The organism is Amycolatopsis sp. ATCC 39116 (assembly GCF_000231075.2).
Classification (GTDB): domain Bacteria; phylum Actinomycetota; class Actinomycetes; order Mycobacteriales; family Pseudonocardiaceae; genus Amycolatopsis_E; species Amycolatopsis_E tucumanensis.
The window spans coordinates 132,253-154,021 of the sequence record NZ_AFWY03000011.1 but is presented as its reverse complement, the minus strand read 5'-3'; the positions used below and the strand labels follow the sequence as shown (position 1 = coordinate 154,021).

Genomic DNA, 21,769 nt, shown 5'->3' with positions numbered 1-21,769 from the left:
CCGCCGGAGCGCTGCCCGCCGGGACACCGCCTGCCGGGACAGCGCCCGTCGGCGCACTGCCTGCCAGGACACCGCCCGCCGGCCGGCCGCCGCTGGGAACACCGCCCGCCGGTACGACGCAGGCCGCGTGGAGCACGCCCGGCGCGCACCCGTCACCACGAGCGGGCGCATCCGTCCACACCGGACCCCCGCACCGCGCGGTGTGGATCACCGCGGTCGCGGCGGTCCTGGTGATCGCGGCCGTGGTCACCGTCGTGCTGCTCAACCGCGGCGGTGGCGGCCAGGCAGGCGCGGGCACCACCATGACCCAGCCCACAACCAGCCAACCCACCACCGAGCCCACCACATCGAGCAGCGAACCCACGACCGCGACCAGCACCGCCGCCGACCCGGAGACCGCCCTGCTCGCCGCGATCCCCACCGCCTACCGCGGCAACGCCAGCTGCCGCACCGGCGCGGAATACCGCCAGGAGGGCGCGCTCGCCACGGTGATGTGCACCGAGTCCAACACCTGGAACCCGCGCTGGGGCCCGCCCGCGGAGGCCTACTTCCACTCCTTCGCCGACCGCGCCGCGCAGGACGCCTTCTTCCAGCAGCTCGTCACCACGTTCCAGCTGCGCCGCGACGACGGGCACGGCGGCTGCGACCCGTTGAGCCGCTCCAACATCTACGGCCTCTACTACCGCGACACCGGCGGCCCACTCGACGGTGAGTTCCTCACCTGCTTCACCACCCAGGGCGCCGGTCAGCTCTGGTGGGTCGACACGCGCACGCTGATCGTCGGCAACCTGTCCTCGCCGGACGCCGTCACCCCGGAGCAGCTGGAGCACCTCTACTACTGGTGGAACGAGCAGATCCTCGGCACGATGAGCTGATCACTCCTTGACCGCGCCCATGGTGAACCCGGCGACGAAGCGGTCCAGGAACCAGTTGAAGACGAACGCGATGGGCACCGCCACGAGCACCGTCGCGGCCTGCAGCGACTGCCAGAAGAACACGTCGCCCCGGATGAGCTGGGTCGGCACTCCGGTGCTGACCGGCATCTGGCCCGTCGGCGCGACGAACGCCAGCGCGTAGATGAACTCGCTCGCGGTCAGGGTGAACGCGAACACCACGACCGCGACGATCCCGGGGAACGCCAGCGGCACCACCGCGCGCAGGAACGCGCCCACCCGGCTGTACCCGTCGACCATCGCCTGTTCCTCGATGTCCTTCGGGATCGTCTTGAGGAACCCCATGAGCAACCAGGTCGACACCGGGATCGTGATGGTCGGGTAGACCAGCACCAGCGACCACGTCGAGTCCTGCAGCCCGACCGCCACCACCATCCGCGACAGCGCCAGGAACAACAGGCTCGGCGGCACCAGGTAGACGAGGAAGATCCCGATCGCCATCGGCCCGGACCACGGGCGGTCCAGCCGCGCCAGCGCGTACGCGGCTGGCAGCCCGAACGCGAGCGTGATCAGCACGACCAGCACCCCGACCAGCAGGGTGTTGACCACGAACGTGCCGAACGCGGTGTCGGTGAACAGGTAGGTGACGTGGTCGGGCGTCGGCGGCCGGTTGAACAGGAACGGGTTGTTCACCGGGTTGTACAGGTCCCGGTTCTGCTTGAACGCGGTGATCAGGCTCCACAGGAACGGCGCCGCGCAGATCAGGGCCGCCAGGATCGCCGCGACGTACAGCCCGATCCGCGCCGAGGTGTGCCGCCGCGCGTAGCGGCGCCGCTGCCGGGAAGCCTCCTCGATGGTGGTCATCGCACCTCGATCCGGCGCACCGCGCGCAGGATGAGCACGGCGGCGGCGAGCAGCAGCGGGAACAGGAACAACGCGATGACCGCGCCCTGGGCCACGTCGCCGCCGTCGATGCCGCGGTAGAACGCCCAGCTCGCGAGCACCTGCGTGGCGTCGTTCGGCCCGCCGCGGGTGAGCACCCGGACCACGGCCATGTCGGTGAACGTGAAGATCGCGCCGAACAACGCGGCGATCGCGGCCACCGGCAGCACCAGCGGCACCGTGATCTCGAACATCCGCCGCCAGTACCCGGCCCCGTCGACGCGGGCCGCCTCGTCGATGTCCTTCGGGATCGACATCAGCCCGGCCATCATGATCACCGCGGCCAGCGGCACCAGCCGCCACACGTGCACCGCGATCAGCGACCCCATCGCCAGGCCCGGCCGGCCGAGCCAGTACGCGTTCTCCGCCGGGCCGAGCGCGCCGAACTGCCGCAGCACCCAGTCGATCGGCGAGTAGATCGAGTCCAGCAGCCACAGCCACGAGATCGACGACAGCGCGACCGGCGTGGTCCACGGCAGCAGGACGAGGAACCGCACCACCCACTTGCCGCGGAAGTCGGCGACCAGGATGTTGGCCAGCACCTTGCCCAGCAGCACGATCAGCACCATCGACACGGCCGTGAACAGGAACGTGTTGCGCAGCGACCGCCAGAACACCGGGTCGTCCAGCACGGCCTCGAAGTTGCGCAGCCCGACCCAGTCGAACGACGGGTCGCCCGCGCTCACGTCGGAGAACGCGAACGCGATGGCGAGCACGAACGGCACGCCGATCAGCGCGACGATGTAGAGGATGCTGGGCACCAGGAACGCCCACGCCAGCACGCCGTCCCGGTCGGCCATCCGGCGGCGCGCGGTGGTCACCCCCGGCCGGGTGGCGGTGTCCGCGGTGGTCGCCATGTCAGCCGTCCAGCCGCACCGGGGCCGCCCGCTGCCCCGTCGCGGAGTCGAAGAACCGCAACCGCCGCGCGGGCACGGCGAAGGAGTGCGTCTCCCCGGGCGTGATGGGGGTGTCCACAGTGGCCGGCAGCCGGGCGACGACGCGGGTGCGCTCGCCGATCCGGGACACCGTGCCGTACACGTGCCGGTCGCCGGAGAGGTACTCCATCCGGTCGACCTCCAGCGGCACCGTGACCCGCTCGCCGCTGACCACCTCCGCGGGCAGCAGGTGCTCCGGGCGGAACCCGACGAGCCTGCCGTCGTGCGGGATGAGGTTCATCGGCGGCGAGCCGATGAACGTCGCGACGAACGTGTCGGCCGGGTCGTCGTAGACCTCCACCGGCGGGCCCGCCTGGCACACCCGGCCCGCGTTGAGCACCGCGATCCGGTCGCCGAGGCCCATCGCCTCGGCCTGGTCGTGGGTCACGTAGATCGTGGTGGTGCCCAGGTCCTGCTGGAAGCGCTTCAGCTCGTCCCGGGCGCTGGCCCGCAGCTTGGCGTCCAGGTTGGACAGCGGCTCGTCGAGCAGGAACACCTGTGGGTCGCGCACCATCGCGCGGGCCAGCGCGACCCGCTGCCGCTCGCCGCCGGACAGCTGCCGCGGCTTGCGGTCCAGCAGCTGCTCGATGCCCAGCAGGCCGGCCGCCCAGCGCGCCTTGCGTTCCCGCTCGTCGCGCTCCATGCCGGCCGCGCGCAGCGGGAAGACGATGTTGGCCAGCACCGTCTTGTGCGGGTAGAGCGCGTAGCTCTGGAACACCATCGCGATCTGCCGCGCCCGCGGCGGCAGCCCGGTCACCACGTGACCGCCGATCAGCACGTCCCCGCTGGTCGGCTGCTCCAGGCCGGCGATGGTGCGCAGCAGCGTCGTCTTGCCGCAGCCGGAGGGGCCGAGCAGCACCAGGTACTCGCCGGCCGCGGCGGCCAGGCTCACCCCGTCGATGGCGTGCACCCGCCCGCCGTCGAACTCCTTGACCAGTTCCCGGACCTCGACGACCGCCATGGCACTCAGCCGCCGACGAGCCCGGCCGCGCGCCACTTCGCGAAGATGGCGTTGACCTGGTTCTCGGCCTCGGCCACCGACTGCTGCGGCGTCATCTCGCCGCGTGCCGCCCTGGCGAACATGTTGGGCACCACGAACGTGCTGAACACCTCGCCGATCGCGGTGCTCGCCGGGCCGGGGTGCCCGATGTTGGCGCTCCACGGGATCGCGTCGGCCAGCAGCTTCAGCTTGTCCGGCGGTTTCGAGCCGAACGGGTCGGCGGCGAGCCAGCCGGGCAGCTCCGGCGTGAGGCCGGACCACGCGCAGAAGTCGTACAGCTTGGACGCGTAGGTAGCCGCCTTGAAGTTGGCGGTGTAGTGCAGCAGGAACTCCTTCGCCGCGTCGGCGCCGGTCGCGTGCTGCGGGACGATCCAGTTGTAGAGCACGTGCTGCGCGGCCAGCGCCGCCTGCGGCCCGCGCAGCGCCGGGACGAAGAAGGTGTCGTCGGCGACGTCCGGGTTGGAGGTCGCCGCGGTGCGCCACGCCGAGATCGAGTTGACGATGTAGGACAGCTTGCCCGCGACCAGGCCCTGGTTGTTGCTGGCCGCGTTCCAGGAGAACACCTCGGGCGTCATCGCCTGCTGGTAGAGCCGCGTCATGTACTCGATGGCCGCGATCGTCTCCGGCGAGTTGATCACCACGCGCTCGTTCTCGTCCTGCACCGAGGCGCCGTAGGACCACATCAGGGCCCGCAGCACCATGTTGGAGTCGATCTCCTGCGACATGCCCAGGCCGAGCGGGACGCCCTTGCTGCGCTTGATCTCCGCGGCCCCGGTGAGCAGCTCGTCCCAGGTGGACGGACCGTTGGGCATCCCGACCGGCTCCCACAGCGAGCGGCGGTAGTTGCCGGGGTCGGGCACCCAGCCGGGGGAGTAGGCGTAGAACTTCCCGGTCGCCGGGTTGCGGCTGGACTTCTCGCACAGCGGCAGCTGCTGGCCCCAGCGCCGGTTCGCCTCGGCGACCAGGTCCCTCATGTCCAGCACGCTCGGCTCGAACTGGGACAGCGTCGCGATGTACTGGATCAGGTCGTGCCCCTGGCGGGCCTGGATCTCGGCCGCGATGCGGGTCGGGACCTGGGCCTGGTCGATGTGGTCGACCGTGACGTTGACGCCGACGCGGGAGCCCCAGTCGCGCGCGAACCGGTCGAACCACTCGTCGTGGCTGGGCACGAAGTGGCTCCACAGCAGGATCCGCAGATCGCCGGAGAGCCTCGCCGTGGGTTCGGTGAAGACCTCCTGCGGCGCCTGCCCCGGCGCGGTGCCCACACCGCCGGTGTCCTCCTCCGAGGCGCAGGCGCCGAGCGCCGCCGACCCCAGCGTGAGGGCTGCCGCCGCGCGCAGCACGTCCCGCCTGGTGTGCCGTGAACCGAAGAAGTCGTTCATTTGTCGACTCCTCCCCGTGGGGGTGGCTCGGGAAGCGTAGCCAGATAGTGTAGCGGTAATGTGATCCGGAACACACTCCGTGACCGATCTGGGATGCGAGCCGCGTGGTCGTGATCATCGCCGTGGTGCTCGTCGTCGCGCTGGCGGCGGTGGCCGCGTTCCACTGGTGGGCCTGGCGCCGCCTGGTCCGCGACGCCCTGCCGCGTGGCTCGGGGTGGCGGCGGGTCGCGACCGGGACGCTCGTGGCCGGGCCGGTGCTCACGGTGGCCGCGCCGCTGAGCGAGTTCGCCGACGCGCCGTACTGGCTGGTCCAGGTGGTGTCGTGGCCCGGGTTCCTCTGGATGGCGGTGTGCGTCTACCTGCTGCTGGCCCTGCTGGCCGGCGAGGTGGTACGCCCGCTGCTGCGCCGCCGGCTCGCCCGCCGCGACACCGGGCCGGTGCCGGAGGAGACGGCGGTGACGCGGCGGGTGTTCGTGTCACGCGTCGTGGGCGGCGCGACCGTCGCCGCGGTGGCGGGCACCGTCGGCTACGGCGTGCACAGCCTGTTCAGCGGGCCCCGCGTGCTGGACGTGACCGTGCCGCTGGCGAAACTGCCGCCGGGCGCGGACGGGTTCCGCATCGCGGTGGTCAGCGACATCCACGTCGGCCCGCTGCTGGGCCGTGGGTTCGCGCAGCACGTGGTGGACACGATCAACGCGACCGCGCCGGACCTGGTGGCCGTCGTGGGCGACCTGGTCGACGGCGACGTGGAGGACCTCGCGCCCGCGGTGGCGCCGCTGGCCGGGCTGCGCTCGCGGCACGGCACCTTCTTCGTGACCGGCAACCACGAATACATCTCCGGCGCCGGGCAGTGGGTGGACCACGTGCGGAACCTCGGCATGCGGCTGCTGGCCAACGAGCGCGTCGAGCTGCCCGGGTTCGACCTGGCCGGCGTCAACGACGTGAGCGCAGACGAGGGCGAGGGCCCGGATTTCGCGAAGGCGCTCGGCGGCCGGGATCCCGCGCGGACCACGCTGTTGCTGGCGCACCAGCCGATCCTGATCGGCGAGGCGGTGGCGCACGGGGTGGACCTCCAGCTGTCCGGCCACACGCACGGCGGTCAGTTCTGGCCGGGGCACCTGGTGGTGTCCGGCATCCAGCACACCCTGGCCGGGCTGACCCGCCACGGCGGCACGCAGCTCTACGTCACCCGCGGCGCCGGGGCGTGGGGACCACCGGTGCGGGTCGGCGCCCCGCCCGACATCACGGTGGTCCGCCTGGCGTCGCGCTAGAACTTGACCAGGGCGCCTCCGGTGAACAGCTCGTACACGAAGTTGACGAAGAAGAACCCGAAGAACAGGAAGTTCAGCACCAGGATCACGTAGTGCCACGGCCGGGGCCGCGCCGCCTTCGGCAGCCGCGAGTTGAGGTACATCAACGCGAACGGGAAGATCAGCGCGCCCAGGTTCGACATGTTCGCCGAGGTCTGGACCAGGTCCGTCGGCAGCGCCAGGTGCATCGCGCCGGCGATCACCGCCAGCACGAGCAGCATGAACGGGAAGTAGAAGCGGCGCGGGTCGCCCTCGATCAGGCGGCGGATGCGCGGGCTCGACGCGTGCGTGGCGTCGGTGAAGTTGCGCACCAGCGCTTCGAAGATGCCCAGCTGCGTGGAGAACAGGATCAGCACGCCGACGACGAGCATCAGGTAGAACATCCACGTCCCGTACTCGGCGCCGAGCTGCGTCGCGGTGAACGTCGGGACGTTCGCCGTCGTCGGCCGCTGCCCGCTGGTCGCCACGATGTGCGACATCAGCACCGTCGGCAGCAGCATGCCGATCATCGCGCCGACGAAGAACACCGCCCACTGGTCCACCAGCAGCAGCCGGTACCACCGCCGCCAGCGGCTCGTGTTCGCCGCGTCGTCGGGGAAGGTGACGCCGACGTGCCGGAGCTGGCTGCGTTCCCCGCGCAGGCCCGCGATGAACCCGACGCGGTAGCCCATGCCGTAACCCTTGTCGCGGTAGTGGTTCATCACGTACCAGTTCAGCCCGGACGCCAGCGCGGTGAACCCGGCCAGCCCGCCCAGCTGGGTCGCGGTGATGCCCTCCGGCGGCGCGGCGGGCGTGACGAGGCCGCGGATCCCGTCCCACCACACCGATCCCGGCACGATCGCCAGCGTCACGACCAGCAGGATGACGATGATCGCGCCGACCATCAGCCAGTTCGCGAGCTCCAGGCTGCGGGAGATCTTGCGCGCCAGCACCGTGATCAGGAAGACCACCAGCAGCAGCCCGATGCCGAGCAGGCGGACGTACTCCAGTTCGCCGGAGCGGTGCGGGCGGCCCGCGATGAGCGCGAACAGCCCCTGGCCCGCGCCGGCCGCCCAGCCGCCGAAGATGAACGCGAAGTACAGCACCAGCAAGGAGAACGGGATCCACAGCTTCGCGCCCGGCGGCACCCGCCCGAACCCGACGATCGGCACCTCGCCGGTGGCCACCACGTAGCGGGAGACCTCGACGTTGTAGAAGGTCTGCAGCAGCGCGGAGACCGTGATGACCCAGCCGACCCCGACGAACCCGAACGTGCCCACCGCCTGCGGCCCCAGCAGCCACTCGCCGCTGCCGACGGAAATGCCCAGCGCGATCAGGCTCGGCCCGATCACGAACTGGACGACCTGCGCCGGCCCCAGCCGGCGGACCCGGAACACCTCCTCCGGCTCCGGCAGGTCGTCCACCGCGAGCGGGGGCCTGCTGACGCCGATCTGGTGCTCACCGACCGCGGCCGGGGGTACCGGCCTTCCGGATGCGCCGACCATGACCACCTCCGAGCCCGATACGGACTTTCCGGGCAGTAAGCACCTCGGCGCGCGCCTGGTCAAGGGTCCGCGCGCAGATCGTGACCTTCTGCTCTAGGCGGCCGAGGCCGCGGTTGGCTATACCGCTGCGGAGGCCCTCGACGGGGAGGACGGTCATGTCCCGAAGGCTGATCGTGTGCTGCGACGGCACCTGGTGCGACCCCGAACTGGACGCGGTCACCAACGTGCGCCGCCTGCACAACGCGCTCGCCGCCGCCGACAGCAGCGGCCGCGAGCAGTTGTCGAGCTACCGGCGCGGGGTCGGCACGCGGGGCGGGCTGCTGAGCAGGCTCGCCGCGGGCGCGATCGGCGCCGGTCTGCCGAAGGACATCGTGTCCGCCTACCTGTGGCTGTGCACCACCTACCGCCCCGGCGACCAGATCGCGTTGTTCGGGTTCAGCCGCGGCGCCTTCACCGCCCGCAGCCTGGCCGGGCTGGTGAAGGAGTCGGGCCTGCTCGACCTGGGCGAGGTCGACTCGCGCACCAGCGGGCTGCTGGCCGCCCGCGCCTACCGGCACTACCGCACCCGCTCGCCCGGCGACACCTGGCGCGCCGGCCTGCGGTTCCACTTCGACCCGGAGCGGGCCGCGGACATCCCGATCGACTTCATCGGCGTGTGGGACACCGTGGGCGCGCTCGGCGTGCCCGGCTACTTCGCCGGGCTCAGCGAACTGACCCCGGGCTCGCGCTACCGGTTCCACGACGTCGAGCTGAACCCGCACATCCCGTACGCGCGGCACGCGCTGGCGCTGGACGAGTGGCGACGGCCCTTCACACCGACGCGGTGGACGCCCAACGGCAGCACCGACATGGCGGAACGCTGGTTCCCCGGCAGCCACATGGACGTCGGCGGCGGGCACCGGGAGACCGGGCTGAGCGACATCTCGCTGCAGTGGATGACCGACGAGGCGGCCAAGTGCGCGGGCATCGCCTTCCACCCGCCCGCGCTGGCTCGCCTCGCGCCGGACCCGGGCGGCGTGCTGCACGACGACGACCGCGGCGTGTTCGGGGTCGCGCCGCCGCTGGTGGACCCGCTGCTGCAGCCGCTGCTGGAGGTCGGCCTGCACCACCGGCCGCGGGCGGTGCCCCCCGTCGTGCCCGGCGGCCCGGGCGGGGCGCTGGACCCGTCGGCGCTCGAACGGCAGCAGGCGCAGCCGATCACCGGCGGCCCGTACCGGCGGACGCGCATCCTGGGCAGCGGCCAGCAGGCGACGGTCGAGGTCGCGGCGGAGGAGCTGTGGACCGACACCGGGCTCTACCTGGAGCCCGGCCGGTACACCTTCGCCGCGGCGGGGCAGTGGTCGGACGGGGTGGACTGGTGCGGGCCGCGCGGGACCCCGCTGCTGCGGGGGCTGAGCCTGCGTCGGCTCGCGGGCACCGCGGTCGGCGAGGCGGTCGGGCTGTACCGGCTCGTGCGCGGCGCCAGCGGCGCGCACGCCCCGCTGGCGCCGCGCGAGGTGGACCTGCCGTGGCTGTTCCTCGTCGGCTACGTCGCCAACGACAGCGACCGCAGCGGAGCGGACCCGGAGCACGAACGGATCGCGATCGGCGCGGGCACCGCCCACGAGGTCACCGAGCCCGGGTACTTCTACGCCTTCGCCAACGACGCGTGGGGCTTCTACGGCCGCAACTCCGGCGCGGTGCGCCTGACGGTGACGCGGCTGTAGTTTCTCGGTCCGAGCGGCGAGCCGGTCGCGGCGGGCGGCGCTGGGGGCCGCGGCTGAACTGGTTCACCCCGGGGGCGGGCTGTCGAACCACCGCCCCCGGGCCGGCTGACGGTGACCCGGCGCTAGGCGAGGACGGCTTCGATGCGGAAGTGGTCGAGCGCGTACGGCATCGGCGGCTCGGCGGGTAGCCGCGGGGTGCGGATGGTCAGGGTCCGCATCAACGCCGCCCGGAGCGCTTCGCGGCCGGTGAGCACGGCCAGGTCTGCTCCGGCGCAGCGTTGGGGGCCGCGGCTGAAGTGGTTCACCCCCGCCGGCGTGCCCTCCAGCCACCGCTCCGGCACGAAGGCGTCCGCGTCCGGCACGTGCGCCGGGGCGCGGTGGAAGAACGTGTTCACCACCAGGATCCGCGTCCCGGCAGGCAGGACCGTCCCGTCGTCCCACACCACCTCCGCGCGCGTCTCCCTGGACAGCATCGGCGTGGTCGGCCACAGCCGCATCGTCTCCTGCAGGCACGCCGCCGCGTGGTCCGCCTCCGCCAGGGCTCGTTCGGCGTCCGCCGGGCGCTGGCCGAGCACCGCGAGCGCCCGCAGCGCGTTGGCTGCCAGGGTGTCGCCGAGCGCGAACAGCCAGTGCGTCACCTGCGCGCACGGCTCGGTGTCCGGACCGGCTGGCGTGTCGGCGATCGCCGCGGCCAGACTGCCCGGCTCGGCCCGTTCCAGGTGGCCCTCGACGCTCGCGCGGAAGGCCGGCAGGCGCCGGGACGGCCGGCGCGGCAACCGGTTCGCCTCGGCCATCATCCGCTCCAGCGTCACCGACAGCGCGTCGTCGCCGGCGGCCTCGTCGCCCAGCACGATCCGGCGCGCGATCCGCTGGAACGCCCGGTTCCACGGCCGCCACCCGGTCCGCGCGGGCAGCCGGGCGATCTCCTCCGCCACGCACTCCGCCACGCGCGGCGCGAGGGCGGGCGCCGACGCGAGCACCGCGTCGGTGAACCGGCGCCGCTCCCGCCACGCCTCGCCGCGCGAAATCGTCACCGCGCCGGGCTGGAAGTGCGCCATGCCAAGGCGTTTCGGATCCGGATCGCCCGCGTAGACGTCGACCGGCCCCTCGAGCACCCGGTCGGCGTCGCGCGGGTCGAGCAGTAGCACGGTCCCGCCGACGCGCACCGGCCGCGTGCTCCGGCTGGCCATCGCCGACAGCTGCCGCACCGCCGCGCCGTCCACCCCGGCGGCCGCCGCCGCCCGGACCACGGCGGGCCTGCGCGCGAACAGCCCCTGCGCCAGGTTCGGCGCCAGCACCAGCGCGCCGACCACCAGCGCGTCGGGCAGGGCCGCGCGGGGAACTGCGGCGCGGGCGGGGACGGTGGTCGTGGACATCATTTCCACCTCCGGCGACGACAATTCCGCGGAGATTCGATTCCGGCCTTTTTCAGGCTACCCGGGAAATGTGCGATCGCCCGGCCGCCGGTGTTGGTGAAATTCTCGCAGCGGCCCCGCGCACTTGGGCCATCCGGGTACTGGACAGAGCGCGTGATCCGGTGCCACGCTGGGCGTTTCGCGACGCACGCTGGCAGGCAAGGCGCCGATCTTCGCACGTCCATTCGCGCAACCGACGAATACGGGGGAACCCGCGATGGCCGATCAAGAAAACACCACCCGGACATATCGCACCAGCCTGCCCTGGCGGGCCTTCACCATGATCACCGGAATGGTCGACCGGGTGGTGGGCTGGGACCGGCTGCCGGTCCCGCTCGGCCTGCTCGACCTGATCGGCCTGCGCACCAGGCTGCGCCAGGAGAACCTGCACGACACGAGCCGCCTGCCGGCGATGGGCACGCCGCCGGTGCCGCCGCTCACACCCGATCACCTGGTGAGCCGGTCCGTCGACGGCAGCCACAACGACCTGACCGAGCCCGCGATGGGCATGGCCGGCGCGCGGTTCGGCCGCAACATCCCGCTCGACGAGATCACCCCGGCCACCGAGGACGCGGTGCTGAAGCCGAGCCCGCGCGAGATCAGCCGGAAACTGCTGACCCGCACCACGTTCGTGCCTGCCACGTCGGTGAACTCGCTGGTGGCCGCGTGGCTGCAGTTCATGATCCGCGACTGGTTCAGCCACGGCACCAGCCCGAAGGAGAACCCGTGGGTGGTGCCGCTGGCCGACGACGACACCTGGCCGGACAAGCCCATGCGCATCATGCGCACGCCCGACGACCCGACCCGCCCGCCGGGCGCCTCGATGCCCCAGACCCGCGTCAACGTGCTCACCCACTGGTGGGACGGCTCGCAGATCTACGGCGTCACCGGCGAGGAGCAGGGCTGGCTGCGCAGCGGCGAGCAGGGCAAGCTGCGGGTGCTCGACAACGGCCTGCTGCCGATTCCCGACGACCCGTCCCGCGACCCCGCGCTGGTCCCCGGCTTCTGGCTCGGCACCGAGATGCTGCGCACGCTGTTCACGTTGGAGCACAACGCGATCTGCGACCGGCTGCACGCCGAGTACCCGTCGTGGCCGGACGAGGAGCTGTTCCAGCGCGCCCGCCTGGTCACCTCGGCGCTGCTGGCGAAGATCCACACCGTGGAGTGGACGCCCGCGGTGATCAGCCACCCGACCACGAAGGCCGCGTTGCGGGCCAACTGGTTCGGCCTGGCGGGGGAGCGGGTGCACCGGCTGTTCGGCCGCATCAGCGGCAGCGAGGTGGTCAGCGGGATCCCGGGCGGCGCGACCGACCACTACGGGGTGCCGTTCGCGCTGACCGAGGAGTTCGTCGCGGTGTACCGGATGCACCCGCTGGTGCGCGACACCTGGAGCCTGCGCTCGGCCGGGGACGACGCCACGATCCTGGACTGCGAGTTCCCCGACATCTCCGGCGCCAACGCGCTCAAGGTGCTCAACAGCATCGGCATGACCGACCTGCTGTACTCCTTCGGCACCCTGCCGCCGGGCCTGGTCACGCTGCACAACTTCCCCAAGCACCTGCAGCAGTTCCAGCGCCCGGACGGGCACCTGCAGGACCTGGCGGCCACCGACATCCTGCGCTCGCGGGAGCTCGGCGTGCCGCGGTACAACGAGTTCCGCCGCCTGCTGCACCTGCCGCCGGCGCGCGACTTCCGCGACCTGACCGCCGACCCGGAGTGGGCCGAGGAGATCCGCCGCGCCTACGACGACGACATCGAGCAGGTCGACCTCACGGTCGGCATGTTCGCCGAGCGCCGCCCGGAGGGCTTCGCGTTCAGCGACACGGCGTTCCGCATCTTCGTCCTGATGGCCTCGCGGCGGCTCAACAGCGACCGGTTCTTCACCGAGTACTACACGCCGCAGGTCTACTCCGACGCTGGACTCGCGTGGATCCGGGACAACTCGATGGCCACCGTCCTCACCCGGCACTACCCGGGTCTGCGGCCGGTGCTCGCGACGGTGGACAACGCGTTCGCCGCGTGGGAGGTGCGGACATGACCGTCGTGGACGAGGCCGCGCTCCTGCGCGCGACCCACGACGAGCTGGACCGGCTGTTCCGGGCCAGCCCGCCCGGCGAGGTGCCGCACGGCCCGATGGACGGCACCGCGGTGCTCGCGCCGGGCACGCCGGTGAACGGCCTGGTCGCCGCCCTCGCCCGATCGGTGGCCTGGCGCGGCAAAGTGTTCGACCCGGCGGGCCGCACCCTGGCGAACCGGATCGGCCCGGCCGGCGTGTCGGCGATCAAGGCGGCCGTCGCGCCCGGGCACAGCTGGGTGGACGGCCGGGAGTGCGTCGTCATCGACTACTCCAAGACCTCGCTGGTGGCCCGCGGGGTGCGGGACGAGATCCGGCTGGTGGCCAAGGACCTCTACCTCGGCGTGGTGTGGTTGTGGCGGCGCCGGGTCGGGTGGTTCCTGCTGCGCAGGCCCGGCACCGCGGGCGCGGCCCGCCCGTCGCCGCACCAGGTTCCGCTCACCATCCGCGCGCCGCTGCGGCAGGGCCACGAGGGCGACGTGCCCGGGCTGCTCGACGAGCTGCGCAAGGGCGTCGACTCCGACGGCGGCCCGTTCCGCGACATGGCCGGGGTGCACTTCGCGCGGGTGTTCGTCCTCCCGCCCGACGGCGACGGCCGCGAGTCGCTGGTCTACATGGCCGAGCTGGACACGCCCGTGCTGGCCCACCTGCACGACCTCGCCGCCGCCCGCGGCGACGCGCTGTCCGCGTTGCTCGGGCTGTGCGAGGAGTACCCGGAAACCCGCACCGCGGGCGGCCGGGTGCGGTGGCTGCGCGACCACGAGATCCCGCCCGCCGCCACCTACGTGCACCGCACCGGGCGGAGCCTGGCGCGGATCCGCGACGAGGCCAGGCTGCGGGAACGCATCGAGCAGTTCCTCGACGAGAAACCGGAGTGGACCGGCACCGGCGAAGTGGCGGTCCACCGCGCGATCCGGGACTTCGTCGCGCAGCAGCCGGACCTGTCGTGGGCGCTGCGGCCCGCGGCCCCCACCGCGGTGGGGCACCGCCTGCGCGAGGCCGCGCACCTGGTCGCGGTCCCCGCGGTCGCGCCGCTGCTGCTGCCGGCCGTCCCGGCGCTGGCCGTGCTGATCCGCCTCAAGGAGCTGCGCGACGAGCCCGAACGCGCGACCGTGTCCCGGGAACGGCTCGCGGAGCTGACGCAGCAGGAGGACACCCGGGTGCAGAACCCGTTCACCGCCACCGGGTACGTCAAACCGGGGCCGGTGCGGCACTTCACCCTGCGCACCGTCCTCTATGGACTGGACTGGTTCAACCGGCATGTCTACGCCACCGACAACCTGGCCGGGGTGCGGACCATCCACTTCGCCCGGTGGGTCTACCTCGACGGCGGCCGCAGGCTCGTCTTCGCCAGCAACTACGACGGCAGCCTGGAAAGCTACATGGACGACTTCATCGACAAGCTGTCCGCCGGGCTCAACGCGGTGTTCAGCAACGGCGCCGGCTACCCGCGCACGCGCTGGCTGCTGTGGGGCGGGGCGCGGGACGAGCAGGCCTTCAAGGCCTACCTGCGCGCCCACCAGCTGCCCGCCGTCTGGTACTCCGCCTACGGCGACCTGTCGGCACGCAACATCGACGACAACTCCGCACTCCGGGACGGCCTCACCCGCGACCTCGACGCGGAAGCGGCGCGGTCCTGGCTGGCCCTGCTGTGAGGTGGCGGCGATGACCCTCGACTTCAGCGACACCCAGGGCCTGCTCGTCCGCGGCTACGGCGGGCTGCGGCACGCCACGTTCCTGCTGTTCGCGGTCACCGGCGAGCGGGCGGCCCGCGCGACGCTGCGGAACCTGGCCGCCCAGGTGTCCACGGCGGCGGCCAAGCCGGCCGAGGCCGCGGTCAACGTGGCCCTCACCGCCGCCGGGATGCGCGCGCTCGGCGTCCCCGCGGAGGTCGTCGACTCGTTCTCGGCGCCCTTCGGCGAGGGCATGACCACCGAGCACCGCAGCCGCCTGCTCGGCGACTCCGGCGACGCCGACCCGCGGCGGTGGGCGTGGGGCGGGCCGTCCACCGCGCCGGTGCACCTGCTGGTCCTGGTGTACGCGGCGACCGCGACCGCGCTGCGGCGGCGGGTGGCCCAGATCAAGCGGGAGAGCGAGGGACTGTCCCTGACCGTCGCGCTGCCCACCGACCCGCTCACCCCGACCGAGCCGTTCGGCTTCCGCGACGGCCTGTCCCAGCCGAAGCTGTCCGGCCTGGGGGAGGAGGCCGCGCCCGGCGACGTCGAGCTCGGCGAGTTCGTCCTGGGCTACCGCAACGCCTACGGGCGGCTCACCGAACGGCCGCTGCTGCCCGCCGACGCCGACCCGCGCGGCCTGCTGCCGCGCACCGCCGACGGCGCCGCCGACCTCGGCCGCGACGGCAGCTACCTGGTGTTCCGCCAGTTGCGCCAGGACGTCGACGGGTTCTGGGCGCACCTGCGCGAGCGGGCGGGTGGCGAGCAGCCTGCCCGGCGGCTCGCGGCGAAGATGGTGGGGCGGTGGCCCAGCGGCGCGCCGCTCGTCCTCGCCCCGGAGCGGGACGAACCCGCGCTCGCCGAAGAGGACTTCGCCTACCACGCCGAGGATCCGCACGGCCTGTCCTGCCCGCTGGGCGCGCACGTGCGCCGCGCGAACCCGCGCGACTCGCTCGACCCCGGCCCGGGCTCGCCGAGGTCGGTGGCGGTCAACAACCGGCACCGGCTGCTGCGCCGCGGCCGCAGCTACACCATCGCCGGCGCGGACGGCTCCGGCCCGGACGAACGCGGGCTGCACTTCCTGTGCCTGAGCGCCAACCTTGCCCGGCAGTACGAGTTCGTGCAGCACACCTGGATCAACAGCCCGGTCTTCAACGGCCTGCACGACGACGCCGACCCGCTGGTCGCGCCGAAGAACGGGCGGGGCGCGCGGTTCACCGAGCAGGCCACGCCGGTGCGGCGGCGGCACAGCGGGCTGCCGTCCTTCGTGCAGGTCCGCGGCGGCGCCTACTTCTTCCTGCCGGGCGTGGCGGCACTGCGGTACCTGGCGGCGTGATGAACTGGCTGAAACTGCTCAACGACGCGGTGCTCGGGCTGGTCGCGGCGGAGCGGCGGGTCGACCCGTGGGTGCGGCCGGCCTTCGACGCCGTGGTCCGGCCGCCGGTGCAGGCGCTCGTGCAGGCCGCGCTGGCCCGCGGCCGGGTGCCCGGCTCGTCGGTGCCCGCCGAGGAGACACCGCTGCCCGGGGAGGCCGCCGCCACCGACGAGATCGTCGACCTGATGAGCCGGTTCCTGCACCGGCACTACGCGCACGGGCATGCGCTGCGGGCAGGCAACACGAAGACCTACGGCGTGGTGCACGGCTCGCTGCGGATCCACGACGGCCTGCCGTTCCCGGTGCGGCACGGGCTGTTCGCGCGCCCGGCGACCTACCCGGCCTGGGTGCGCTTCGCCGGTCCCGGGCCGTTCGCCCCGCCCGACCTGAAGGACAACGGGGTGCTCAGCATCGGTGTCAAGCTCGTCGGGGTGCCGGGGCCGAAGCTGCTCGACGACGAGCGGCACACGCTGGACCTCACCGGTATCAGCGCGCCCACGTTCACCACACCGGACGTGGTGGAGAACGCGAAGCTGCAGCGGCAGATCGGGAACGACTCGCCGCTGTGGTACTTCGTGAACCCGCGGGACAGCCACCTCGCCGACCTGGTGATGCAGGGGCTCTACGCCCGCACGCACAGCAGCCCGCTGGACACGCCGTACTGGAGCTGCGCGGCGTACCTGCTCGGCCGGGGACGGGCGATGCAGTACCGGTTCGTGCCGCGGGGCGCGCGCGGGCGGGCGCCGTGGAACCCGTCCGACGACTACCTGTCCGAGGCGCTGCGGGCCACGCTCGCGCAGCGCCAGGCCGGGTTCGACCTGTGCCTGCAGGTGCAGACCGAGCCGCGGCGGATGCCGGTCGAGGACGCCTCGATCGTGTGGCCGGAGCGGTTGTCGCCGCCGGTGCGGGTCGCGACGCTGGTGCTGGACCGGCAGGAACTCGACCCGGGGGAGCAGCGCGCGCGGGCGGACAGCCTGTCGATCAACCCGTGGCACACCATCGCCGAGCACCGGCCGCTGGGCAGCCAGAACCGGGCGCGGCGGGAGGTCTACCAGCAGCTGTCCCGGCTGCGGCAGGACATGAACGCGGTCAAGCACGTGGAACCGGGCGGGCAGCGGTTCTTCCCGGAGGACGACCGTGGTTGAGCACCTGCGGGTCGCCGCGAACGGGCTGGACTTCCACGTGCTGGCCGACGGCCCGCGCGACGCCCCGCCGGTCCTGCTGCTGCACGGGTTCCCGGAGGGCGCGGCCGGGTGGCGGCCGACGATGGCCGCGCTGGAGGGCGTGCGGGTGTACGCGCCGGACCTGCGCGGCTACCCGTGCAGCGACCGGCCGCGGCGGGGCTACGACGTGTTCACGCTCACCGACGACGTCCGGCTGCTCATCGAGGCGCTCGGGCTGGACCGGCCCGCGCTGGTGGCGCACGACTGGGGCGGCGCGCTGGGGTGGATCTTCGCGCACCGGTTCGGCCCGGTGATCAGCAAGCTGGTCGTGGTGAACTGCACCCATCCGCGCACGCTGGTTCGGGCCGCGCTGACGTTCCGGGAGCTGCAGCCGCTGCGGATCCCGTGGGTGCTGCCGTTCCAGGTGCCGTTCGCGCCGGAGTTCCTGCTGACGACCCGGCTGGGCCGCGCCGGGCTGCGGCTGTCGTTCACGCTGCGGGAGGGCTCGCGGGGCCGGATGGACCGGGAGCTGGTGGACGAGCTGGTCGGCCGGTTCCGGTCGGCGGCCGATCTGGGCCCGCCGATCGACTACTACCGGGCGATCTTCGCGACGCTGGTGTTCCCGCTGTCCCGGGCGCGGCTGTACGCCACCTACGACCGCCCGATCCCGGTGCCGGTGACGCTGGTGTGGGGGCTGGAGGACGAGGCGCTGCCGTCGGCCGTGGCGCGGGACAGCTTCCGCGACGCGGGCTGCGACGTGGAGTGGCGGCCGCTGGAGGGCATCGGGCACTTCGTGGACCTGGAGGCGCCGTCGTTGCTGGCGGCAGAGATCGAACGGGCGGTACTCGTCAAACGGGCTTGATGTATCAAGGCGGTTTGATGCATCATCTGGAGATGGTCCCGGATTTCCTCCGGCTCGCCGCTCACCCGCTGCGGTGGCAGCTGCTCGGCCTGCTCGCGGACGGGGACCTGCGTGTCCGCGAACTGGTCGCGCTGACCGGTGAGCCGCAGAACCTGGTGTCCTACCACCTGCGGCTGCTGCGCGAGGGCGGTCTGGTGACCGCGGCGCGCAGCACGTTCGACGGCCGGGACAGCTACTACCACCTCGACCTGCGCCGTTGCGGCGACGGGCTGGCGGAGGCGGGGGCCGCGCTGCACCCGTCGCTGGGTCCGGGCGCGGTGCCGGTGCGGCGGGGGATCGCCGTGTTGTTCGTGTGCACCGGGAACAGCGTGCGCTCGCCGATGGCCGAGGCGCTGCTGCGGCACCACACCGAGGGGCGCGTGCGGGCGGCGAGCGCCGGGGTGCGGCCGGCGGAGCGCTTGCACCCGTCGGCGGTGCGGGTGTTGCGCGAGCTGGGCGTGGCGGTGTCAGGGCGGCCCCGCGACGTCCGCACGATGACGCGGCGCCGGTTCGACCACGTGATCACGTTGTGCGACAAGGCGCGGGAGGTCTGCCCGGACCTGGGGGCGCGGCGGGCGCACTGGAGCATTCCCGAGCCCGAGGGGTACGAGGGTTTCCGCGCGACGGCCGCGGAGATCGATGTCCGTGTCCGGCACCTGGTGCCGGCCCTGACCGGAGGAGCAGCGCGATGACCGAACACGCCTCGGTCCGCTACCTGGTCGACGACGTCCAGGCCGCGGTCGACTTCTACACCGGGCACCTGGGGTTCGAGGTGAACACCAGCGCGGCCCCCGCGTTCGCCGACGTGGTGCGCGGACCCCTGCGGCTGCTGCTGTCCGGCCCGGCGAGCTCCGGCGCGCGGGCCACGCCGTCCGGAATGGACGGTGGCGGGAACCGCATCCACCTGGTGGTCCCGGAACTGGACGCGGAGATCGAGCGCCTGCGCGCCGAGGGGGTGTCGTTCGTCGGCGAGCCGGTTGCCGGCCCGGGCGGACGGCAGATCCTGCTCACCGACCCGGCGGGCAACCTGGTCGAGCTGTTCCAGTCCGCGGCCCGATGAGCGGAGCCGGCCTCTGGCGCACGGTTCTGACCGGCGCGCGCCCGTGGGTCCTGTTCGAACACGGAACGTGCGTGGTCCTGACCGAGCCCGAGGGCGACCTCGCCCACCAGGCGACGGAGCTCCTGCGGACGTTCGGCCCGGTCCGCGCCGGTGGCGCGGCCGGGGACTTCGGGGTGATCACCCTCGACGAGGGTGGCGGCTGGCTGGTCACGTCGTACCGCCCGGACGTCCTGACGCACGTGGCGCCCGGCGAGCCGCCCGCGGAGTCCGACGTCACGATCGGACTCTACGGACGGTCCAAACGCCACCGCGACGCCACGGAACTGCACGTCGTCCACGTCGAGGACCTGCCCGGCCCGGCTTGAACCGGCGGCCGGTCCTTCACCGCGCCGAGCCGGCGTCACCGGCGGGTGGCGCTCCACCACGTCCTCCAGACACACCGTCATGCCCCATCTGCCGCCGGACCTCCTTGGCCGTCGCGATCTCCCAGCCCCGCAACCGCTCGCTGATCGCCGCCGCCGTGGCCAGCCCAGTTGCGGCATCGCCGGGTGGACCTGCGTCGTCACCACGTCGAACCGCGCGCCGGGCTCCCACATGCACAAGTCCGCCTCCACCCACCGCACCTCCGGGGACCCGGGTGCGAGCCAGTGCCTCTGCGGAGATGTCGACCGTCGTCACCTGCCACTTCTCGCCCGGCGAGTCAGGACGCGCGTTCCTCAGCCTGCCCGGCCCGGCTTGAACCGGCGGCCGGTGAATCGTCACCGGCGGACAGTGCGCACGACCACGGCAGCACGCACGCGCGCACGGCCGCGTTCGCTGACCGCCCAGGCGCCGAGTGCGCCCAGGGCGAACGCCGCGCCCAGCAGGGCGCAGCCCGTCCAGCCCGCGGCGTCGAACAGGGCGGTCGTCGCGGTGGCGCCGAGCGCGGAGCCGAGCGAGTAGAAGACCATGTAGCCGCCGATGGCGCTGCTGGTCCGGTCGGGGAAGGCGCTCGTGAGGACGTGCTGGTTGCCGACGTGCACGGCCTGGACGGCGAAGTCGAGCACGACCACCCCCGCGATCAGCAGCACCAGCGACCAGCCGAGCTGCCCGATCGCGGCCCACGAGCCGAGCAGGAGGGCGAGCGCGACGCCGCTGACCCGCGCGCCGTGCCCGGCGTCGGCCCAGCGTCCGGATCGCGCGGCGCCCAGGGCACCGGCCAGCCCGGCGATCCCGAACAGCCCGATCTGCGCCTCGCTCAACCGCCACGGCTCGCCGGCCAGCGGCAGCGCCAGCCCGCTCCACAACGTGCCGAACGAGGCGAAGAGGAAGAACGCGATCAGCCCGCGCCCGAGGAACACCGGTCGCGTGAACAGCCCGCCCAGCGACCGGAGCACCCGCCCGTACGGTTCCGCGCCGGTCCGGACGTCCGCGGGCAGCGCGACGAGGCTGAGCACGCACAGGGCCGCCGCGAGGACCGCGAGGGCGAGGTAGCTGCTCCGCCAGCCCCACAGCTCGGCCAGGCTCCCGGTGACCACCCGCGCGCCGAGGATGCCGACCACCACGCCTGAGGTGACGACGCCGAGGTTCCGGCCGCGCTCGCCGGGCGGGGAGATCGACGCGGCGAACGCGACCGCGGTCTGCACGACCACCGCGAACGCGCCGGCCAGCACGAGACCGGCGAACGCCAGCCACGCGGCGGGCGCGGTCGCGGTGACCGCCAGTCCGGCGGCCACCAGCCCCAGGTGCGTGGCGATCAGCCGCCTGCGGTCGAGCATGTCGCCCAGCGGCACCAGCAGCACCAGTCCGGCGAGGTACCCCAGCTGCGCGGCGGCCACGAGCCAGCCGACCGAATCGCGGGCGACGCCGAGGTCCCGCCCCATCGGCCCCAGCACCGGTTGCCCTGCGTACACCCCGGCGACCGCCACCCCGCACACCGCCGCCAGCAGCAGTCTCGTTCCGCGCCCCACCCGTGCCTCCAGTTTGGTTTCAAATTGCAACTCTTTGGAGGGTATGGCAGAATGGTTTCAATACGCAACTCAATGGAGGACGGCGTGTGGACGGACCCGGAGTGCCCGGTCGCGCGGGCGGCGGACGTGGTCGGGGACCGGTGGAGCCTGCTGATCATCCGGGACGCGATGGACGGCGCCCGCTCGTTCACCGATTTCCAGCAGCGCACCGGCATCGCGCGCAACATCCTCACCGACAGGCTCCGCAAGCTCACCGCGCACGGCCTGATCACCCAGGTGGAGGCGCCGTCCGGCAAGCGGAAGGTGTACGCGCTAACCCCGGCGGGCAAGGACCTGTTCCCGGTGATCGTCACGCTCCGGCAGTGGGGCGAGCGCCACGCCTACGAGACCGGCGAACGGCATTCGGTGCTGGTCGACGACCGCGGCGAGGTCGTGCCGCCGCTCGTCCCCGCCGACGCGGGCGGGCGGCCGCTGACGAGTGACACCACGTCGGTGCGCAAGTAGTGT

18 protein-coding genes and 1 pseudogene are annotated in these 21,769 nt (G+C 73.0%); 12 read left to right on the top strand and 7 right to left on the bottom strand.

The annotated features are described in order from the left end of the window. Positions 1-875: pseudogene (locus AMY39116_RS0315690) on the top strand (hypothetical protein); the annotation flags it as partial. Here AMY39116_RS0315690 and AMY39116_RS0315685 read toward each other — a convergent pair. From AMY39116_RS0315685 to AMY39116_RS0315670, 4 genes are read right to left on the bottom strand one after another with little or no spacing between them, the layout of a single operon-like run. Further along, positions 876-1,757, bottom strand: coding sequence for a carbohydrate ABC transporter permease (locus tag AMY39116_RS0315685; protein WP_020418585.1), 882 nt, complete (start codon positions 1,755-1,757; stop codon positions 876-878). It lies immediately after the preceding pseudogene. Then, entirely contained in the window at positions 1,754-2,692 is a 939-nt protein-coding gene (locus AMY39116_RS0315680) for a carbohydrate ABC transporter permease (RefSeq protein ID WP_020418584.1), read from the bottom strand. Before AMY39116_RS0315680 ends, AMY39116_RS0315685 begins: the two co-directional genes overlap by 4 nt. Before the next feature lies 1 nt (position 2,693). After that, positions 2,694-3,731, bottom strand: a complete 1,038-nt coding sequence (locus AMY39116_RS0315675; RefSeq protein WP_020418583.1) for an ABC transporter ATP-binding protein — start codon at positions 3,729-3,731, stop codon at positions 2,694-2,696. A 5-nt stretch (positions 3,732-3,736) separates the two neighbouring features. After that, positions 3,737-5,152, bottom strand: a complete 1,416-nt coding sequence (locus AMY39116_RS0315670) for an ABC transporter substrate-binding protein (protein ID WP_020418582.1) — start codon at positions 5,150-5,152, stop codon at positions 3,737-3,739. Positions 5,153-5,256: 104 nt separating this feature from the next. Between AMY39116_RS0315670 and AMY39116_RS0315665 the strand changes: the two genes are divergently transcribed. After that, positions 5,257-6,423 (top strand): metallophosphoesterase, encoded by a 1,167-nt coding sequence (locus AMY39116_RS0315665; RefSeq protein WP_020418581.1) that lies wholly within the window; start codon positions 5,257-5,259, stop codon positions 6,421-6,423. On the opposite strand, the gene AMY39116_RS0315660 is transcribed toward AMY39116_RS0315665, so the two are convergent. Beyond that, complete coding sequence (locus tag AMY39116_RS0315660; protein WP_020418580.1) at positions 6,420-7,946, bottom strand: Nramp family divalent metal transporter; 1,527 nt, start codon at positions 7,944-7,946, stop codon at positions 6,420-6,422. The two genes, AMY39116_RS0315665 and AMY39116_RS0315660, sit on opposite strands and share 4 nt — an antisense overlap. 155 nt (positions 7,947-8,101) lie before the next feature. Here AMY39116_RS0315660 and AMY39116_RS0315655 point away from each other — a divergent pair, with 155 nt between their 5' ends. Next, positions 8,102-9,652 carry a DUF2235 domain-containing protein gene (locus AMY39116_RS0315655; RefSeq protein ID WP_020418579.1) on the top strand — a complete coding sequence of 517 codons (1,551 nt, stop codon included), beginning with the start codon at positions 8,102-8,104 and terminating at the stop codon, positions 9,650-9,652. A 122-nt stretch (positions 9,653-9,774) separates the two neighbouring features. Here the strand turns inward: AMY39116_RS0315655 and AMY39116_RS0315650 are convergent, their stop codons facing one another. After that, positions 9,775-11,028, bottom strand: a complete 1,254-nt coding sequence (locus tag AMY39116_RS0315650; protein ID WP_235716139.1) for a cytochrome P450 — start codon at positions 11,026-11,028, stop codon at positions 9,775-9,777. A 256-nt stretch (positions 11,029-11,284) separates the two neighbouring features. Here AMY39116_RS0315650 and AMY39116_RS0315645 point away from each other — a divergent pair, with 256 nt between their 5' ends. The 8 genes from AMY39116_RS0315645 (at position 11,285) to AMY39116_RS0315610 (ending at position 19,678) form a co-directional block, all read left to right on the top strand. Further along, positions 11,285-13,105, top strand: coding sequence for a peroxidase family protein (locus AMY39116_RS0315645; protein ID WP_027935953.1), 1,821 nt, complete (start codon positions 11,285-11,287; stop codon positions 13,103-13,105). Then, positions 13,102-14,796 (top strand): hypothetical protein, encoded by a 1,695-nt coding sequence (locus AMY39116_RS0315640; RefSeq protein ID WP_020418576.1) that lies wholly within the window; start codon positions 13,102-13,104, stop codon positions 14,794-14,796. The genes AMY39116_RS0315645 and AMY39116_RS0315640 overlap by 4 nt, the downstream gene beginning before the upstream one ends. A 10-nt stretch (positions 14,797-14,806) precedes the next feature. Further along, the gene (locus tag AMY39116_RS0315635; RefSeq protein ID WP_039791543.1) at positions 14,807-16,150 is read left to right on the top strand and encodes a Dyp-type peroxidase; all 1,344 of its coding nucleotides are present in this window, start codon (positions 14,807-14,809) and stop codon (positions 16,148-16,150) included. After that, positions 16,150-17,334, top strand: coding sequence for a hypothetical protein (locus AMY39116_RS0315630; RefSeq protein WP_020418574.1), 1,185 nt, complete (start codon positions 16,150-16,152; stop codon positions 17,332-17,334). The genes AMY39116_RS0315635 and AMY39116_RS0315630 overlap by 1 nt, the downstream gene beginning before the upstream one ends. Continuing rightward, on the top strand, positions 17,327-18,214 hold the full coding sequence (locus AMY39116_RS0315625) for an alpha/beta fold hydrolase (protein ID WP_020418573.1): 888 nt from the start codon (positions 17,327-17,329) through the stop codon (positions 18,212-18,214). Before AMY39116_RS0315630 ends, AMY39116_RS0315625 begins: the two co-directional genes overlap by 8 nt. A 32-nt stretch (positions 18,215-18,246) precedes the next feature. After that, positions 18,247-18,945: an ArsR family transcriptional regulator gene (locus AMY39116_RS47970; protein WP_020418572.1), complete on the top strand. Its 699-nt coding sequence runs from the start codon at positions 18,247-18,249 to the stop codon at positions 18,943-18,945. Next, the gene (locus AMY39116_RS0315615) at positions 18,942-19,313 is read left to right on the top strand and encodes a VOC family protein (protein ID WP_020418571.1); all 372 of its coding nucleotides are present in this window, start codon (positions 18,942-18,944) and stop codon (positions 19,311-19,313) included. The genes AMY39116_RS47970 and AMY39116_RS0315615 overlap by 4 nt, the downstream gene beginning before the upstream one ends. Positions 19,314-19,384: 71 nt before the next feature. After that, entirely contained in the window at positions 19,385-19,678 is a 294-nt protein-coding gene (locus AMY39116_RS0315610) for a hypothetical protein (RefSeq protein WP_235716138.1), read from the top strand. A 393-nt stretch (positions 19,679-20,071) separates the two neighbouring features. Here AMY39116_RS0315610 and AMY39116_RS42895 read toward each other — a convergent pair whose 3' ends face one another. Beyond that, positions 20,072-21,262: an MFS transporter gene (locus AMY39116_RS42895; RefSeq protein WP_020418569.1), complete on the bottom strand. Its 1,191-nt coding sequence runs from the start codon at positions 21,260-21,262 to the stop codon at positions 20,072-20,074. Between the two features lie 72 nt (positions 21,263-21,334). Here AMY39116_RS42895 and AMY39116_RS0315600 point away from each other — a divergent pair, with 72 nt between their 5' ends. Then, positions 21,335-21,766 (top strand): helix-turn-helix domain-containing protein, encoded by a 432-nt coding sequence (locus AMY39116_RS0315600; RefSeq protein WP_020418568.1) that lies wholly within the window; start codon positions 21,335-21,337, stop codon positions 21,764-21,766. Positions 21,767-21,769: the final 3 nt, after the last annotated feature.

Bases quoted from the DNA above. Each gene is read 5' to 3' on its own strand.
- AMY39116_RS0315685 (WP_020418585.1), bottom strand. From the start codon at position 1,757: ATGACCACCATCGAGGAGGCTTCCCGGCAGCGGCGCCGCTACGCGCGG.
- AMY39116_RS0315680 (WP_020418584.1), bottom strand. From the start codon at position 2,692: ATGGCGACCACCGCGGACACCGCCACCCGGCCGGGGGTGACCACCGCG.
- AMY39116_RS0315675 (WP_020418583.1), bottom strand. From the start codon at position 3,731: ATGGCGGTCGTCGAGGTCCGGGAACTGGTCAAGGAGTTCGACGGCGGG.
- AMY39116_RS0315670 (WP_020418582.1), bottom strand. From the start codon at position 5,152: ATGAACGACTTCTTCGGTTCACGGCACACCAGGCGGGACGTGCTGCGC.
- AMY39116_RS0315660 (WP_020418580.1), bottom strand. From the start codon at position 7,946: ATGGTCGGCGCATCCGGAAGGCCGGTACCCCCGGCCGCGGTCGGTGAG.
- AMY39116_RS0315655 (WP_020418579.1), top strand. From the start codon at position 8,102: ATGTCCCGAAGGCTGATCGTGTGCTGCGACGGCACCTGGTGCGACCCC.
- AMY39116_RS0315650 (WP_235716139.1), bottom strand. From the start codon at position 11,028: ATGTCCACGACCACCGTCCCCGCCCGCGCCGCAGTTCCCCGCGCGGCC.
- AMY39116_RS0315645 (WP_027935953.1), top strand. From the start codon at position 11,285: ATGGCCGATCAAGAAAACACCACCCGGACATATCGCACCAGCCTGCCC.
- AMY39116_RS0315640 (WP_020418576.1), top strand. From the start codon at position 13,102: ATGACCGTCGTGGACGAGGCCGCGCTCCTGCGCGCGACCCACGACGAG.
- AMY39116_RS0315635 (WP_039791543.1), top strand. From the start codon at position 14,807: ATGACCCTCGACTTCAGCGACACCCAGGGCCTGCTCGTCCGCGGCTAC.
- AMY39116_RS0315630 (WP_020418574.1), top strand. From the start codon at position 16,150: ATGAACTGGCTGAAACTGCTCAACGACGCGGTGCTCGGGCTGGTCGCG.
- AMY39116_RS47970 (WP_020418572.1), top strand. From the start codon at position 18,247: ATGGTCCCGGATTTCCTCCGGCTCGCCGCTCACCCGCTGCGGTGGCAG.
- AMY39116_RS0315615 (WP_020418571.1), top strand. From the start codon at position 18,942: ATGACCGAACACGCCTCGGTCCGCTACCTGGTCGACGACGTCCAGGCC.
- AMY39116_RS0315600 (WP_020418568.1), top strand. From the start codon at position 21,335: ATGGAGGACGGCGTGTGGACGGACCCGGAGTGCCCGGTCGCGCGGGCG.